We start from the raw sequence: 16768 nt of genomic DNA on the forward strand, positions 1-16768 counted from the left end.
TAATTACTGTGAAACATTATGAAAAATCAGAAGATATACGAAGCTGATGATAAAATGATAAGCATTATCCGAGACAACTGCGACATATTACAGAGCCTGGGAGGCTTTGGTATTAGCTTAGGTTTCGGGGATAAGACCGTCAAAGAAGTGTGCGAGAGCGAGCATGTAGACACAAATACGTTCCTTGCCATCGTCAATCTTACCATCAACGGCTATTATCGTAAGGACGATCCCGGTAATCTTTCGGTGGAGACCCTGCTGAAATACCTGAAGGCCTCACATGCTTATTACATAGAATTCCGCCTGCCTTCGATGCGAAAAGAACTGGTCGAGGCACTTGATGAGCGTGACAGTCTGGCACAATTCATACTGAAACTCTATGATGAAAACGCGCATGAGGTCATCAAACACATGCGCTATGAGGAGAAAACCGTGTTTCCTTATGTGGAACAACTGCTGAACGGCGTTGTCATGAGCAATTATGATATCAACACATTCTCGCAACATCATCGCCAAGTGGAGCAGCGTTTGTCGGAGTTGAAAAGCATCATCATCAAGTATCTGCCTTCAGATGCCTTGCATAACAACCTGCTCACGGCCACACTTTACGATATTTACAACAGTGAATCGTGGCTCAGTCAGCATTCGAAGGTAGAGGATTTGATTTTCATTCCGGCCATCAAACGGTTGGAAAAGAGCCTGAGTCAGCAGGGTGTGACGCTGAACATATCGAAGATGATCAGTCCTTCGGCATCGGGAGACGACCAATTGAGCGACCGCGAAAAGGAGATCATCATCGGCGTGGTGCAGGGAATGAGCAACAAAGAGATAGCCGACCATCTGTTTATATCGGTCAACACAGTGATTACACACCGCCGGAACATCGCCCGAAAACTACAGATTCATTCCCCCGCAGGCCTGACGATCTATGCCATCGTCAACCATTTGGTGGATATTTCTGCCGTGAAGCTGTAGGAAACTTCGGGCTTATTCGACACTTCATTATTAAAGTTCTGCTCTTAAGATAGTTTATCGGAGAGTTAAGGAGCAATAGATAAAATCGTATGGCATCAATCAGTATCAGAAATTTTGGTCCGATCAAAGATACAAGGACAATAAATCTAACAAGCGTATTGGTCGTTATCGGTCGCCAAAGCTCCGGTAAGAGTACGTTCATGAAGGTGCTTTGCCATTGTCGATGGGTAGAAAAGAATATCATGACGCATGACAATGCGATACAAAAATATACGCATAACAGGCTTTTTTGGTCTGAATTGAAACAGTTTCATCGAATAGATGAAATGTATCTCCAAGAAGATACCGTCATAGAATACAATGGCGATGTGATAAACATCAAACTGTCGGGGAGAAAACAAAATGCTGAAATCAATCGGAAAGATGGTGCATGGGCTACCCGATACAATACAAAAATAAGTTATTTGCCGTCGGAACGCAACTTGATTTCAGCCGTTCGTAACATCAATAGTACCTATAAAACGGACGACCGCGATGTACTTTTCAACTTCATTCTTGAATGGAATGAATTCAGAAGAGACTTTACAAAGGGCAAAGCGCTGTCGCTTTCATTGACAGACAAGTTCAAATATTATGATGATGACGGTCAAGATTATATAGTACTGCCCAATGATAAGCCCATTACTTCATTCTATGCATCAAGTGGTGTGCAGTCAATCATGCCCATAGATGTCATTTCTGAGAAGATAATGTCGGTTGTCGGAAGTGTTGCAAAGTACAGTGTAGATGATTTAATGAAGCGAATGACGGAGTTATTGGATGGGAATCAACACTCCGCACCACCGGAAGAACTTGCAGAACGGCTGGAAACACTGCGTAAAAACATGAAGTATGAGTCGGCACAGCTGTTTATTGAGGAGCCGGAACAGAACTTATATCCCGATGCTCAACGCTTGCTGATTTTAAACTTAGTGAGAAGAGTAAAAAAAGCGCAAGAAATAGAGAGCAAACCTTCCATGCTTGTTGTGACGACGCCTAGCCCTTACGTGTTATCGACAATGAATGTGCTCATTGCAGACGCTGCTGCAAAAGCACAGAAACCCAATGATGCGAGACTTGATAACGTCATAGATGAGAGTACTTTGATGCCCGTTGAGGCTTATGCTGCCTATTTTATCAACGATGAAGGGCTTTTCGGAGATATCAAGGATATGGAAATTCCGATGCTATCAGGTATAGATTTGGACAGTGTTTCAGATTGGGTAGACGACCATATCGCTCGTCTCAATGGTATTTTATATGCAGACTGACCATCAAGAGACAACATACAAGCAGCTGTCGTCAAAAGGTTTTAAGCCACAACAGACTTTGTTGGCACGAAAGACCGTTGTGGTTAAGGAAGAGGGAAAGAAATATGTGCTTGATGTTCAATCGGAGTTCCCTTCTGTTGTCTTTCAAGTTGACGGGGACATCATCAAGACCGGGCTAAAATGTGATAAGTTGATTTTGGTAAATACCCGTAATACACCAACAGAAGAATGGGTTCAAATCTTTGTTGAACTGAAAGGGACAGATGTTATTCATGGTATGAAGCAATTGCTTGAGTCGGTCAAGAACCCAATCTTTGCAAGTTTGTCAAATAAGCAACGTAAAGCAAGGTTGGTTGCCACGTCATTTCCCTCCAATAAGCCAAACCCAAAAGTAGAAAAACTCAAGCGGGAATTCGCGAAACAGAAAGTCGATTACCGGGGAATGAAGCCAAATCAAGAAGACAGACTGTAAATAATGTATTTTTCTTCTGCGTCCATAACATTCAAAGCTCACCGTTTTCGGCATTTCGGGCACAGTCCCTTTACGACGAAATTGATGCCGTGTAGTTCGTAATCTGCGGGCAACGACACCGCAGGAAGGGGTATTTCGTGCAGGCAAAACACCTTGTGACACTGCTCACAAAAGAAATGTACGTGTTCATCTTCGTCCTCTTCGTGGTCGTGGCTGAGGCATAATTCATACTTGATGCCGCCATTCCCGTCTTCAATCACGTGCACCAAATGATGCGCTTTAAAAAGAGTCAGCGTGCGGAAGATGTTGGATTTGTCGATGGAGAGAATGCTGTATTCCAGCTCTTTCATGGACAACGGGTGTTCGGTTGCCGCCAATGCCTTGACAATCACGATGCGGTTAGCCGTCGGTTTGATACCGTGATTGGTCAGAAGCGCGATGCATTGTTCTTTTCCCATGGTGTTTGGTTGTCTTTCGTATCTATTTATTCTCTCGAAGTGGTCGGGATTGTGGGAGAAGCCGCCATCTGCCGTTCTACTTTCTCTAAGTCGTTCTCTTCTCCCACGAGCCAGATAATGTCGCCTTTCTCGAACTTTCGCTGCGGATCTATCATTGTTAAGTTCTCTTGTCCCTCTTCAACACCGACCACCATGCAGCCATATTGGTCGCGAATACCGCTCTCGGCGAGTGTCTTCCCGATGAAAGGCGTGTCGGAAGACAGGACGAACTGCCGCAGTTTCATCTCTCTTTTCTCTATCTCGGGGTCCTCAGGAATGAGCTCATTCCCTATGGCTTGACTGAAAACCTTCAGTTGTTCGTCGTTCCCGATGACTGAAATCCGGTCGCCGGGGAAGATGATATTGCTGCCGTTGGGAATGTTGATGCGTTGCGAACCGCGCAGAATGCTGCTCACATGAACGCCAAAGCGGTTGCGAAACTGCAGGTCCTTCAACGTCCGCCCCACCCAAGTAGAGTCTTCGGGGACTTCGAAATCGCTGATGTGTATGTCACGATCGAGAAGATGTCCTGCGAAAAGCGGGCGGCGTTCTCCGCTCACCCGAGCTGCAATCTCGCGCGAACGAAGGTTCTTGATGAACAGGCGTTCGAGCTTGATGCTGCGGTGTTTCAGGCTCCTTGACAGTATCATGAGTATCAAGGCCACGCCCGCAATCGTTATCATCAAGGCATTTTTGAAGCGCGTCAGATAGTTACAGATATAGAAAATGAACATCGCGGCGACGACGACCCGCACGATGATAGTGAATATCAAGGGCAAACGGTTGAGCAAGCTCTGCGTCCATAAGCGGCGGAACTCGTCACTATGCACGTTCTTCATCACCATGGAACGCAGGAAAGGTGATATTATCAGCACCGTAAGCAGCCCGCATACCGCGTTGCCGGGCCAATGACCGAAGGCGTGTCTGCTGAAAGGAAGGAAGAAAGTGAGCATCAATGTTATCACAGCTGTGGACAGAATGCCATAGATAACGGTGTTAACAAGCATCTTGCGCAGCAGCACCTTCCAGTCGTTCTCCTCCTCCGTAGAGTTCTGATGAGCGTTCCCGGCGTGATTCATACGGCGCACCCACTTCCTTGGCAAAGTCTTTTCGATGTGCTTGTAGCAGGGTTCTGCAAAGCGCATCATGTAGGGTGTGAGGAAAGTTGTAATCACCGAGACTGCCACAACGACAGGATAAAGGAAGTCACCGATGACACCTAACGACAGACCGAGCGACGCAATGATGAATGCAAACTCTCCGATTTGTGCCATAGAGAAGCCACATCGCATGGCATTCTTCAGCGGCTGACCGCTCAACATGAAGCCTGCCGTCCCGAAAACGCCTTGTCCAAGCAAGATTGTCAGCACGAGCACAAGAATTGGAATGGCGTAGTCTACGAGTACTTTCGGCTCGACCAGCATACCGACGGACACGAAGAAGATGGCCCCGAAGAGGTTCTTTACGGGCTCGACGAGTTTGATAATCTTGTCGGCCTCTACCGTCTCGGCAATGATACTGCCCATGACGAAAGCCCCGAATGCGCTACTGAAGCCCACTTTCGTGGACAGAACGGCCATCAGGCAGCAAAGTCCGAGGGCCACGATGACCATCGTCTCGCTTGTCATCAGCTTGCGGGTCCTGCGGAAGAAGAGTGGGACGAGGAAAATGCCTACCACGAACCACAACACCAGGAAGAAGCCAATCTTCAGTACCGAGCTTAACATCTCGCCGCCATCGGGATCGTTGCCGCTTGCAATGGCACTCAACATCACCATCATAACAATGGCCAGCACGTCTTCGAGTATCAGCACGCTCATCACCAGCGAGGCAAAACGTTGTTGCCGAAGCCCAAGGTCGTCGAAGGCCTTATAGATGATTGTCGTGGACGACATGGCGAGCATTCCCCCAAGGAAGATACAATCCATCTTGCCCCAACCGAAGCCATGGCCCACGAGAATGCCGAGCGTCATCATCGAAAAGATAATCGTCAGGGCCGCAATCACGGGCGCCATTCCCATTTTAAGGATTTTCTTAAATGAGAAATCAAGCCCTAACGAGAACAGAAGGAACATCACACCGATGTCTGCCCACGTGTGGATATCGCCCTTGTCTACCACTGACATGGTGTAAGGCATGTGCGGAGAGACGAGGAAACCGGCCACAATATAGCCGAGAACAAGAGGCTGTTTGAGCTTCTTGAACACGAGGGTGACGACACCTGCGACGACCAACACCAGTGCAAGGTCTTCTATCAAGCTGGGAATTTCTGCCATAATAAAAGTATAAAAGGGCGTGCGTCAGACCATTTCTGTATCCGTTTTCTAACAGATGGGGAGTTTTTTCTGAAAACATCCCTATCTTTTTCCAAAGACATCCCCATCTAATTTCAAAAACATCCCCCTCTCTTTGCAATTACATCCCCCTCTAATTTCAAAAACATCCCCCTCTCTTTGCAATTACATCCCCCTCTTTTTGCAATCAGATGGCGATGCTGCTGAAATCATCGGGCGACACGGGGTCTAGCACTTCCTCTTTGTTCTATTTGATGATTAATCTTCGAAATTGCCCGTTATCTCACAAATCTTGATGATGACAGCCACCGCTTTCTCCATCACTTGAATGGAAACGAACTCGTGAGGACCGTGGAAATTCACGCCGCCGGCAAAGATGTTCGGGCACGGGAGGCCTTTGAAACTCAGTTGTGCACCGTCAGTTCCGCCACGGATAGGTTCCACTTTCGGGGCCACTCCGTTCTCTTGCATGGCCCGGAGCACGATGTCTATCACGTGCATGTTGGGGTCAATCTTCTCTTTCATGTTGTAGTATTGGTCGTGAAGCTCGATCCTCACGGTGCCTTCACCATACTTTTCGTTCATCTTCCTGACGCATTCTTCCATGAAATCCTTGCGATCCTCGAACATCGAACGGTCATGGTCGCGAATGATATAGCTTAGTTTCGCCTCTTCCGTCCGGCTCTCTATGCCCAGCAGATGGTAAAAGCCTTGATAACCCTCCGTGGTTTCGGGGATATCGGTCTCGGGTATCATGGCGTTGAATTCGCACGCCAGTCGGTTGGCATTCCGCATCTTTCCTTTGGCGTAACCGGTGTGGACACTTACACCTTTTATATATACTTTGGCGCCCGCAGCGTTGAAGTTCTCGTATTCCAAGTCGCCCAAGTCGCCTCCATCCATAGTGTATGCCCAGTCGCAACCAAACTTTTCGACATCGAAATGATGGGCACCCATGCCGATTTCCTCGTCGGGATTGAAGCCCACGCGAATGTCTCCGTGCTTTATTTCATCGTGGTCACGCAGGTAACACATGGCTTGCACGATCTCAGCAATGCCCGCTTTGTCGTCTGCTCCCAGCAATGTTGTGCCGTCGGTGACAATCAGATCCTCGCCGACATGCGCCTTCAGTTCAGGGAATTTCTCGGTTGTCGAGAAGATGCCCGGCGAGAGTTCTATGTCATTTCCGTCGTAGTTGCGAATAATTCTGGCCTTTACATCCTTGCCACTTGCGTCAGGACTGGTGTCATAATGCGAGATAAAGCCGATCGTTGGCGTCTTCTTCTTGGTGTTGGCTTTAAGGGTTGCGTAGATATATCCCATGTCGTCCATCTCGACATCGCTGAGCCCCTCGTCTTCAAGTTCTTTCTTCAGATACTTGGCAAAGTCAAGTTGTTTTGCCGTTGAGGGCACACTGTCGGAATCTTCGCACGATTGTGTGTCGAATTTTGTGTAATTGATAAATCTTTCTGTAAGGTCCATGCTTCTGTTTCAATATTAAATGTGGAACGATTCTGATTATATTTCCACAAGATTTCTATCGCAAAGATACGACAAATCGCATAGATTGCAAAATAAATTGGCAAATAACATTTGCACAGTCAGTTTTTTATTCGTAACTTTGCATGCACTTGGCTCCGTAGCTTAGCTGAATAGAGCGTCAGATTCCGGTTCTGAAGGTCTTGGGTTTGAATCCCAACGGAGTCACTTTTTTAATAAGTAGAGCTGTTATATGATTATTGTTTGGATGCTACCAAAACATATTCAGAAACTTATGGCAATGTCAACTCATGCTTCAGCCAGTTGCATTGAATGATTTATAGCCCGGAAAATCCACCTTAAATTTTTAATGATGTCGAAGTTAGTCTCTGTTATTGTTCCTGCATACAATGAGGAAGCATCGTTGCTTCACCTGTATGAGGCGCTGAAAAAGTTAATGGAATCGTTGCCCGACTATGACTGGGAGATTCTTTTCATCAATGATGGAAGCAAAGATAAGACTTTGTCCATCATCGAAAGCCTGTATGACACGGACAAGCACATAGCTTATGTAGACTTGTCCCGCAATTTCGGTAAGGAGAAAGCAATGCTTGCAGGCTTCGATTATTGCAAAGGAGACTGTGCCGTCATGATAGATGCAGACCTGCAAGACCCTCCCTATTTGATCAAAGACATGCTGCGATATTGGGAAGAAGGCTTTGAAGATGTCTATGCCAAGCGTAAAGACAGAGGAAAGGAGCCGTGGCTTCGCAAAAAGCTGTCCATGATGTTTTATAATATGCTGGACCGATCTACCCGTTTCGAGGTGCTGAAGAATGTCGGAGACTTCAGATTATTGGATAAAAAGTGTATCGAAGCCCTGAAACAATTGCGTGAAAGCGAGCGCTATACAAAGGGATTGTTCTGCTGGATAGGCTATAAGAAGAGAGAAATCCTATTTGATCGTAAAGATAGAGCGTATGGTCAAACGCATTGGAGCTTTTGGCAATTGGCAGGATTAGCCATAGAAGGGTTCACAAGTTTCACGACAACGCCATTGCGTTTCGCTACCATTATCGGCTGTACGACGGCTTTCTGCGCAATCCTATACCTGATTTGGACTTTGATTAAGGTTGCCTTCTGGGGCGATCCGGTTGCGGGCTTCCCTACCTTGATAAGCGTTATCCTGTTCTTAGGGGCAGTTCAGTTGATTGCCATTGGCATTTTGGGAGAGTATATCGGGCGTATTTTCAATGAGGCAAAGCACCGTCCGACCTATTTGGTTGAGAACTATAAAGCGCGGAGACAATGAAACACAAATCAAACCTATGGGTTCTTTTGTATTGTGTGGCCCTTGCATTCACTTGCCTGTCTGTATATGGATACACGACATCACCTTTCTATCATGAGCCGGGAGCAGGGGATTCTGCCATTTTCCAGTTAATCGGGAAGGAATGGGTAGACGGAAAGCTGCCATATGTAGCCTTATGGGACTTGAAGGGCCCCCTTATTTTCTTTATGAATTATCTGGGCTACCTGTTAACGGGCTCTCGTTCGGGGGTGTTTATCGTTGAAATGGTCTCGCTGACCATTACGCTTTACTTTCTTTGGAAGCTGCTGCGAACAGGCTTTTCGGCTAAATATTCATCGTTGTTGCTGCTGTTCCCGACCTTTAGTTTTGCGGCCAATAACGTAGGCGGCAATTGTGTTGAGGAATATCTTCTTCCATTGCTTGCTTTATCCTTTTATCTGTTGTATCAATGGCTTTCCGATCCCGACCAGCAACAAGCGGCAAATCACCCGCCAAAATACGCGTTTGTCTATGGTCTTGTCTTAGCATTCAGTCTTTTGACAAGGCTGACGAACGCCTTAGGCATCTGTGCCGCGGTGGCCGTTATTGCCTTTTGGCTGATGATAAAAGGCCGTTTCAAGAATCTGTTCTCCAACCTTTTGTATTTCATTTTGGGCTTTGCCGTCTTGTTTATCCCCTTTGCTTCTTATTTTGCTTTCCATCATGCATTTGACGAAATGTGGTATGGAACGTTCCTATATAACTTGGACTATGCCGCAGCATCGTCCTCCGAGCTGCATTCCTTGCCTGCAATTCTCAAGGCATTGATACATTTTGCCGACACATGGTTACTGTTGTTTGTGTCCATTCTCGTTTTAATTGCAAACCCCCGCAGGCGTTTCGCCGGTCTTATCTGGCTCTTCGTCTCTCTGTTTTCCATTGTCTGGCTGTTGCGAGGTAACGGATATCCGCATTATGGTCTCATCTCCTTGCCTTGCATCTGCATTGCTTTCTTGGAAGTGAAGCTGATGGTCGAGAACGCGTCTTCACGTGCTTTTCGTGGTTTCGTTATATCGTTGTCGGCCTTGTACGGCCTTGTCACAATGGTTTACTGCGCACGTTCCTACCTTGTATTCATGTCGTTGTATGATGAAAACACAGAGTTGGCGCGCTATAGAACGCTCTTGGGCGACCTTCCTGCTGATTATCGCCGGTCATTCATTGCATACAATTGCAATCCCGACCTATATCTTTACGAAAACATTGTTCCTTGTTATCGTTTCTTCGTGTTTCAGGACTTTGAGTGCCATGGAAGCAACTCCCTAAAAGCCAAGATGCGGGAGGAATTCAGCGGCAATGCCAAATGGATACTCGTAAAAGGACATGCAAGAGAGATAGCCCCCATACTTGAAACCCGCTATACGGTGTTCAAAAACGATGCTTCCTGCGACCTGCGGCTTTATAAACTGAAGTGACATATCCGCTTTGTGGCGGTTCCGGTTCAACAAGGTTGCTGCCGAGACAAAAAGAACGGGCCTTTTGTTTCAGCCCTATTGCGCGGCTCACAAAGCCCCGTTCAACCTGCATATAACATGATTATTCTTTGATATTCTTAGCTATTCTCTGATAAACCGCCTGCAATTAGGCGGTAAAAGCACAAGGAGAGGCTCCAGCCCGCAGGCAGATTATAGAAAAACATCGTAGAATCACTGAAAACATCAATATATTTCAGCCGGTAAACAGACGGTATTCGAAATGCAAGATGATATATCTTTTTGTCAATTTCTTTCAGCTTCGGTTTGCATTCGCCTGCAAAAAACAGTATATTTGTATGAGGGAAAGCCTTTCGCGGCTTTCCCTTTTTTCATGCTTTCATGCAAACAAGGAGACAATATGGGCCAAAATGCAGACCAAAAGCAGTGCTATAAGCCTTCAATATGCCCCATTTCACCGTGCGAAATGCGTCATATTGGAGGACAATTTGCCCCAAATTGCACGATGAACTAAGGCAAATCGTAGGACGAGGCAACCAAGAATGTAAAGATAGTTGAGTGTTTCTGTAAAAAATGTTAACCGTTTCTTTATGGTCTTCTTGCTCGCTTTTCTGCAAAGAGAGGCCGGGGTTGCAGCCTTGTCTACTTCTTTTTCTTGGGCTTCGGCTCCGGTAATTCACGGCAAGAAGCCTTGATAAGGACCGTAAGATAGTCACGATCGTCCACTTCGGCGATATAGAAATAGGGCTTGGCTCCCGGATATGGCGGTCTGAGGTCTTCCGTTTTGAGTAGCTTCCTACCTGCTTCTGTGGGTTTCAAAAACAGCAAATCGTCACATATTAACGCGAAGATTTTATCGCAACAATATAGGCAATAGCCACCAAACATCTTGCGAAAAGTGATGTCACCTGCGCCGGAACACTGGTCAACAACATAGGTTACGAAATCTGAATTACATGCCATTACTTGGTGGTTTAAGTTGAAATGTTATTTTGTTTGACGGGTATTGCATGAAAGAAACAAGACGCTTGTTTTCCCTTTTGAGCAGACACACAAGCCGTGTGTCCCTACATTGGCGTGCAAATACAAGTCCATTCTCCCCTCTCTTGGGAGGGATTGGGGGTGAGGGTTAGGTGGTTGAGGGTGAGCCTCACTGATCCGGGTTCGCAACAAAGCCTTGATAAGCCGGTTCAAGTCCGTCCATGACGGCCTGATAGCTGCGTTCCAACTGGTTTTTAATGTTCTCCGGGCCCTGTCCAATGGGCATGATAGGCTCGTGAATGGTGAGCTTCAAGGGGTGCCAAAAGACCCAATAGAGGTCCTTGGTGCGTGGTTTTACGTTGAAACTTCCATTGATGGTCAACGGAACGACGGGCAGTTGGAGGTCGTCGGCCAGCATGAATGCACCGCGACGGAACACGCCCATATGTCCCGTAAACGTGCGGGCACCTTCGGGAAACACCACGAGTGACATGCCTTCTTGCAGGATATGACGTGCTTCATCATAGGTGGCACGTATCTTAGATGGCCCACTTTTGTCCACAAAAATATGGTGGGCGTATTGGCAAGCCACGCCTACAAGAGGTATTTTCCGCAGCCCTTTCTTCATCATCCACTTGAAATTGCGACCCAAGAAGCCGTAAATAAGGAAGATATCAAAGGCACCTTGGTGGTTGGCCACAAAGACATAAGACTGCCGGGGCACCAAATGTTCGCGCCCATCGACGCTTACCGGCAGCAGCAAAAGGCGTATCCAAAGCCACGCCCAGCACTTTCCGGGATAGTAACCCCAGAAATGTCCGTTGCCAATCATGCAGCCAATGACGGTGACAAGCGATGTAATCATGCTCGCCAACAGCAGGATTGGCAGGCAGATAACGAGTTGATAGAGTCGGTAAAGATACTTCATAGGCCGTGAATGCTTTATTTTTTCGTTCGCAAGGTGATGACGGCAATCTCGGGTTCTACGCCAATTCGAATCGGAGCAAGGCCGCCGATGCCACACGTGACATAGAGGAAACGCCCGTCTTTCTCGTCAAGTCCGTAGTCATCATGATAGCTTATCATCGTCGGACGCAGCCCGAAAAGGTTGATTTGTCCGCCATGTGTGTGACCGCAAAGCGTCAGTTGGGCATGGCTTTTCGGCAAGATGCGGCTCTCCCAAGACTTGGGATCATGTTGCAACAAGACCACAAATGCCTTCCGATCTACGCCTTTCAAAGTCTTTGAAAGGTCAGAATAGTCAGGAAAATGGCCAACTCCGCAGTTTTCCTCACCAGCAATGACAATCGAATCGCGCTTGTCCTTGCTGTAAAAAACAGCGTGCTCGTTGAGCAAAAGCCGCCATCCCATTCGGCGTTCCAACGTTTTTATGCCTTCTTCACACGCCTTTTTTGCCACGCTATCTCCATAGAAATACTGGCTATAGTCATGGTTTCCAAGGACACTATACATGGGAACTCCCTGCTTGGAAAGGCGGGAAAGCAGTGCCATATTGGGCAGAAGTTCGGCGGGTTGTGTGTTCTGTAGGTCGCCAACAAAGCAAATCATGTCGGGCCGTTGTGCCAAGATTGTATCGATATCTCGCTGTAAAAGGTGCTCCCAACCATTATTAAAGGTGCCCACATGTGCGTCGCTGAAGAGCACGATGCGCAGTCCATCAAAGGCTTCGGGCAGGTCTTTGAAAGCCAATTCTATTCGGGTGACGCGCAATTTCTGCGGACCTATGAGCACACCATAGACCATCGTGAGACCGCAGATGATGCCTAATACAAGCCCAAAAAGGTTCCATCGCCTGCCATTGCGCCGAGAACACCGGCAAAGTCGGCCGAATAAGGAGATGATGGCAAAGACTGTCTTGGGCACAACGACGATGCCAAGGAGGATAAGAAAGGCCTTTATCCAGCGGATATCATCTGGAACGAACTTTCCACAACATGCCAATGCCAAGCAAAACAGTAGCATCAATGCGCCCGGAAGCCACCAAAAGAGTCGTTTAACGGGCGTATAACGCGGATAATTTCGTAGAAAGTACCGCTCGATATAGAAGTCGCTCAGCACAATCATCGGTATCAAAAGAAAGATAATTCTTGCTATCATCGTTTATTTTGGTTTTAAACGCCCTTGAGGAACCGCCGTATCAGTTCGACAGGCAGTCCGCGTCGGCGGGCATAGTCATTGATTTGGTCGGCCCCGATGCGCCCTAATTCAAAATAACGGCTGCCGGGATGGGCCAGCATCAGGCCGCTTACACTGGCATGGGGCGTCATCATTCCACTCTCGGTGAGGCGTATTCCGATGCCTTTCATATCGATCAACTCATTTAAAATGAAGTTGATACTCGTGTCAGGCAGGGAAGGATAGCCCACAGCAGGACGTATTCCTTGATATTGTTCGTTATGCGTTTGCTCCATTGTCAGGCGCTCATTGGGAGCGTATCCCCAGTAGTTTCGCCTCACTTCTTCATGCATTTTCTCGGCAGTTCCCTCTGCCAAGCGGTCGGCAAGCACCTGTGACAGCATGCGTTGATAGTCATCATGCAGATAAGCTTTCTGCAATTCGGCATCCACCGACGTGGCAAATACGCCCACTTTATCCTTACCTTTACCAACAGGACGTATGAAATCGGCCAAACAGAGATTGGGGTATCCGGGCTTCTTTGGCTTCTGTTGGCGCAACATCGGCAGGCGTTTATCACCCAAGATGAGGTCATCTCCATCGCTGTTTGCATCAAACAGCCCAAAAACAGCATGTGTATGATAACATCCTTCCCAAGTGTGTAACATCTCTTCTGCATCTTTCCGCAACTGCAACTTTGCCGTTTCGGACTTCCCGTTCATGCTCCAAGCGTGGTAAAAATAGAGCCAATTGATATAGGGAACGATGTCTTGAATATCGTAATGCAGTATCATTCTTTCATGATGTATGGAATGTCAGCGGCTCTCCACGGTAGGAAGCATCGAAAAGGCCGCGGTCATAGACGACGTGTCCATTGCATATTGTTGTTTGAACGCGGTTATTAAAGATGCGACCTTCCAGCGGACTCCACTTGCATTTACTCTCAATCGTGTCGGTTGTCACGGTCCATGGACTCGCAGGACGCACAATGGTGAGGTCGGCCTTATAGCCTTTGCGCAGGAAACCGCGGTCATCAATACGGAAAAGACGGGCCGGATTGTGACACATTAACTCGACAACTCGCTCGCGAGACAGTATACCTTGGTCGGCCAATTCAAGCATCGCAACGAGCGAAAACTGCACCATCGGCATGCCCGAAGCAGCCAAACACCCACCTTCCTTATCTTTAAGCTCGTGAGGTGCATGGTCTGTGCCCACGGTTGTGATACGCCCATCGGTCAAGGCACGGCGAAGTGCATCGCGATCGGCCTTGGTTTTGACCGCAGGATTACATTTGATGCGTGTGCCTAAAGCCTGATAATCCTCGTCGGAAAAGAGGAGATGAGCCAGCACTACCTCTGCCGTTATGCGGTCATCGAGGCCGAAAAAGGAAAGTTCACGGGCCGTTGTGAGATGGGCAACATGGAGTCTTGTGCCGTATCTCCGTGCCAGTTCCACTGCAAGAGCCGTGCTCCGATAGCAGGCTTCCTCGCTTCTGATGAGCGGATGTAGGCTGATATCGGGGTCGGCCTGTAGGCTTTTGGCCCGCAACATGTTGGACGTGATGATGTCGGTGTCCTCACAATGGGTCATCAACTGCAGGTCTAAGTCGGCGCACACCTTATATATATATTCCAGACGGTCGCGCTTATCTACCAGCATATTGCCCGTACTGGCACCCATGAAAAGCTTTATTCCCGGGAAAAGTGTACGGTCGAGCGAGGCAAAAGTGTCGGCATTACTGTTTGTGGCCCCGTAGAAAAAGCTGTAGTTCACATGGCTTTTACAACCGGCAATGGCCATCTTCTCCTGCCAAGCCTCGGGAGTGGTGGTCTGAGGCGAGGTATTCGGCATCTCCATATACGAGGTGACGCCACCGAAAGCAGCCGCGCGACTCTCGCTCTCAATGTCGGCTTTGCGCGTCAAACCGGGCTCACGGAAGTGCACATGAGCATCGATGACACCCGGAAAAACAAAACACCCCGAGGCATCTACCGTTTGGTCGTAGACTCCCCGAGGCGTTTCTGCGGTTTCACAAACAGCAGTTATACGGTCTTCTTCAATGACAATGTCGCCCCGAACGGAGCGACCTTCATTGACGACTGTGCCACCTTGTATGATCGTCTTCATCGTTTTGCAGTTATCGGGCAGCGGGTTGCGCCATCTGTGCAGGTGTCGGAGCCGGACGAACAGGCTGAGAATCCGTTTGCGGAGCATCGTTTTCGGCTGCCGAAGGCTCTACTTCACGCAATCCATTCATGATTTGTTGGTTCTCTTGTGCCTTTTGATAATAGTCCTTTACATAGGGATCGTTCTTGAACTTATCAGTAGCTTTGCTCATAATATCCTCTATCCAAGGCGTCAATTCAGGGTATTGATAACCCACAGTCACCATGAAAAAGATGCCGGGGCCCAGCACATTGTCGAAGTTTTCGGTGACAAACGTGGTGACAAGTTCGTCTTCTTTCTGCGTCAATCGGGCAGCTTCTCTACTCAAGTTGGCGTTCACAATGTCCATATTACGGCCGTTCATAATGGCTTGGTCATGCTTATGAACGAGTTCTGACTCTTGGTTTTTCAATTGATTATACTTGTTGAAAAACACAAAAAGCTTGTCATTCAGCGGAGTTCCGCTGACAGTTTGTTGTGTATTGTCAATCTTTATGGTGATGTTTCCGGCCTCAACTACCAATGGAAGTACGCTTTCTTCGTCCATGAAAATATTGCCCATGCAAACAGAGTCCACCGTTCCTGAGAACTTAAACTGCCCATGAACGACGTCACAAGAGTCGAGTGTCTTGAACTCATTGTTCTTAAGTATCTTCAAATACAGCATTCTTCCATCGAGATTAGACACGTTTGAGGTGCCCACAATGTTGTAAGCATCTGCACAAGATGTCAAGGCTAAAAGCGTCAGAAAGGCGTATAAGACTTTATTCATAACTGTTTTCTTGTTCTGTTAACAAAGATAATAGGAAGTAACGGAGTGCGAAAGAAAATTTATGCTATTTAATTTATCAAGTGTTCCTTTTATGTTTTTTTCGTAATCGGCATTGCGATGGCTCTGTCTGTCATTTATTTTCTTTCTTCAGTTCATGGTCGATGCGATGAACCGCATACACTTCAACGACGACAGCAATCAAAAGAACGACGACCCACTTGTTATATATATAAGTAATGTAGTCAATTTGATTGCCAAATGCAGAACGCAAGAAACCATATGCGTTATCAACCATCAAAAGACCAGCGAGAACGAACAGCATGTCGGCAAAATTAAGGATATTTCTCAGCCGTTTGAGGGTCAAACTGTTGCCTTCATAGGTCTGCATCATTTGCATCAAAGCAAACAGAATGCAGCCTGTCAGTGCTATCCAACAGACGATTTGCATGGCAAACATAAACACATAGCAGCCCACTCCCACTACCATGAGGAGCCCACCACCGATAAAAAGAAGACTTTGTAGACTATTCAGTTGTTTCATTATTCGTCTCAATAGGTTGTTCATCATCGCTCAGCACGTAGATATCCTCGTCGTCTGCCTTCATGAAATAACGCTCCCGGGCTATCCTTTCAATAGCTTTCGGGTGACGTTTCAGCTCATTCAATTGGCGAGAATCGGCTTCGTACTGTTCCGTATATCTGTTGATTTCGCGCTTCAGGTCACTGATTCGGAGTTCCAATTGCACACGTTTCAGGAAGCTATTCTCATCGATCAAGCCGACAATGAGCACTCCAATGACAACCACTATAAGATATTTATAGTGGGCAATGAACCCCAAGATACCATTCAAACGGCCTGCCATTATTGTTTATTTGTTTGCAAAGATAATAATTTTTAC

At 47.2% G+C, this 16768-nt stretch carries 16 protein-coding genes and 1 tRNA gene; 6 read left to right on the forward strand and 11 right to left on the reverse strand.

All coding sequences use genetic code 11. The annotated features are described in order from the left end of the window. Nucleotides 1–18 precede the first annotated feature (18 nt). From H164_RS0101060 to H164_RS0101070, 3 genes are all read left to right on the forward strand, one after another. On the forward strand, nucleotides 19–975 hold the full coding sequence (locus H164_RS0101060) for a LuxR C-terminal-related transcriptional regulator (protein ID WP_008565406.1): 957 nt from the start codon (nucleotides 19–21) through the stop codon (nucleotides 973–975). A gap of 89 nt (nucleotides 976–1064) precedes the next feature. Continuing rightward, nucleotides 1065–2285 carry an ATP-binding protein gene (locus H164_RS0101065; protein ID WP_025829775.1) on the forward strand — a complete coding sequence of 407 codons (1221 nt, stop codon included), beginning with the start codon at nucleotides 1065–1067 and terminating at the stop codon, nucleotides 2283–2285. Nucleotides 2286–2346: 61 nt separating this feature from the next. Further along, nucleotides 2347–2757 carry a hypothetical protein gene (locus tag H164_RS0101070; RefSeq protein WP_238315100.1) on the forward strand — a complete coding sequence of 137 codons (411 nt, stop codon included), beginning with the start codon at nucleotides 2347–2349 and terminating at the stop codon, nucleotides 2755–2757. 38 nt (nucleotides 2758–2795) lie between these two features. Here the strand turns inward: H164_RS0101070 and H164_RS0101075 are convergent, their stop codons facing one another. From H164_RS0101075 to pepT, 3 genes are all read right to left on the reverse strand, one after another. Next, on the reverse strand, nucleotides 2796–3215 hold the full coding sequence (locus H164_RS0101075; RefSeq protein ID WP_019966919.1) for a Fur family transcriptional regulator: 420 nt from the start codon (nucleotides 3213–3215) through the stop codon (nucleotides 2796–2798). A gap of 26 nt (nucleotides 3216–3241) precedes the next feature. Continuing rightward, a complete protein-coding gene (locus H164_RS0101080; protein ID WP_019966920.1) occupies nucleotides 3242–5530 on the reverse strand; it encodes a cation:proton antiporter in 2289 nt (762 codons plus the stop codon). 276 nt (nucleotides 5531–5806) lie between these two features. Beyond that, a complete protein-coding gene (pepT, locus tag H164_RS0101085; RefSeq protein WP_019966921.1) occupies nucleotides 5807–7030 on the reverse strand; it encodes a peptidase T in 1224 nt (407 codons plus the stop codon). Between the two features lie 151 nt (nucleotides 7031–7181). Between pepT and H164_RS0101090 the strand changes: the two genes are divergently transcribed. The 3 genes from H164_RS0101090 (at nucleotide 7182) to H164_RS0101100 (ending at nucleotide 9793) form a co-directional block, all read left to right on the forward strand. After that, nucleotides 7182–7255: transfer RNA gene (locus H164_RS0101090), tRNA-Arg, on the forward strand. Between the two features lie 145 nt (nucleotides 7256–7400). Beyond that, nucleotides 7401–8339 (forward strand): glycosyltransferase family 2 protein, encoded by a 939-nt coding sequence (locus H164_RS0101095; protein WP_019966922.1) that lies wholly within the window; start codon nucleotides 7401–7403, stop codon nucleotides 8337–8339. Then, nucleotides 8336–9793: a hypothetical protein gene (locus tag H164_RS0101100; protein WP_019966923.1), complete on the forward strand. Its 1458-nt coding sequence runs from the start codon at nucleotides 8336–8338 to the stop codon at nucleotides 9791–9793. Before H164_RS0101095 ends, H164_RS0101100 begins: the two co-directional genes overlap by 4 nt. Before the next feature lie 660 nt (nucleotides 9794–10453). Here the strand turns inward: H164_RS0101100 and H164_RS0101110 are convergent. From H164_RS0101110 to H164_RS0101145, 8 genes are all read right to left on the reverse strand, one after another. Continuing rightward, nucleotides 10454–10774: a TfoX/Sxy family protein gene (locus tag H164_RS0101110; protein WP_019966925.1), complete on the reverse strand. Its 321-nt coding sequence runs from the start codon at nucleotides 10772–10774 to the stop codon at nucleotides 10454–10456. A gap of 187 nt (nucleotides 10775–10961) precedes the next feature. Next, nucleotides 10962–11720, reverse strand: a complete 759-nt coding sequence (locus H164_RS0101115; protein WP_019966926.1) for a lysophospholipid acyltransferase family protein — start codon at nucleotides 11718–11720, stop codon at nucleotides 10962–10964. 14 nt (nucleotides 11721–11734) lie between these two features. Continuing rightward, nucleotides 11735–12910, reverse strand: a complete 1176-nt coding sequence (locus H164_RS0101120; RefSeq protein ID WP_025829774.1) for a metallophosphoesterase — start codon at nucleotides 12908–12910, stop codon at nucleotides 11735–11737. Between the two features lie 14 nt (nucleotides 12911–12924). Continuing rightward, the gene (locus H164_RS0101125; protein WP_019966928.1) at nucleotides 12925–13722 is read right to left on the reverse strand and encodes a vitamin B12 dependent-methionine synthase activation domain-containing protein; all 798 of its coding nucleotides are present in this window, start codon (nucleotides 13720–13722) and stop codon (nucleotides 12925–12927) included. 4 nt (nucleotides 13723–13726) lie between these two features. Next, complete coding sequence (locus tag H164_RS0101130) at nucleotides 13727–15058, reverse strand: dihydroorotase (protein WP_019966929.1); 1332 nt, start codon at nucleotides 15056–15058, stop codon at nucleotides 13727–13729. 10 nt (nucleotides 15059–15068) lie between these two features. Then, nucleotides 15069–15869, reverse strand: coding sequence for a DUF4369 domain-containing protein (locus H164_RS0101135; protein ID WP_019966930.1), 801 nt, complete (start codon nucleotides 15867–15869; stop codon nucleotides 15069–15071). Nucleotides 15870–15999: 130 nt separating this feature from the next. Next, entirely contained in the window at nucleotides 16000–16410 is a 411-nt protein-coding gene (locus tag H164_RS0101140; RefSeq protein ID WP_008565421.1) for a hypothetical protein, read from the reverse strand. Then, the gene (locus H164_RS0101145) at nucleotides 16394–16732 is read right to left on the reverse strand and encodes an FtsB family cell division protein (protein ID WP_019966932.1); all 339 of its coding nucleotides are present in this window, start codon (nucleotides 16730–16732) and stop codon (nucleotides 16394–16396) included. Before H164_RS0101145 ends, H164_RS0101140 begins: the two co-directional genes overlap by 17 nt. Between the last annotated feature and the right edge of the window lie 36 nt (nucleotides 16733–16768).

Origin of the sequence: Segatella maculosa DSM 19339 = JCM 15638, assembly GCF_000382385.1 — a bacterium.
Taxonomy (GTDB): Bacteria; Bacteroidota; Bacteroidia; order Bacteroidales; family Bacteroidaceae; genus Prevotella; species Prevotella maculosa.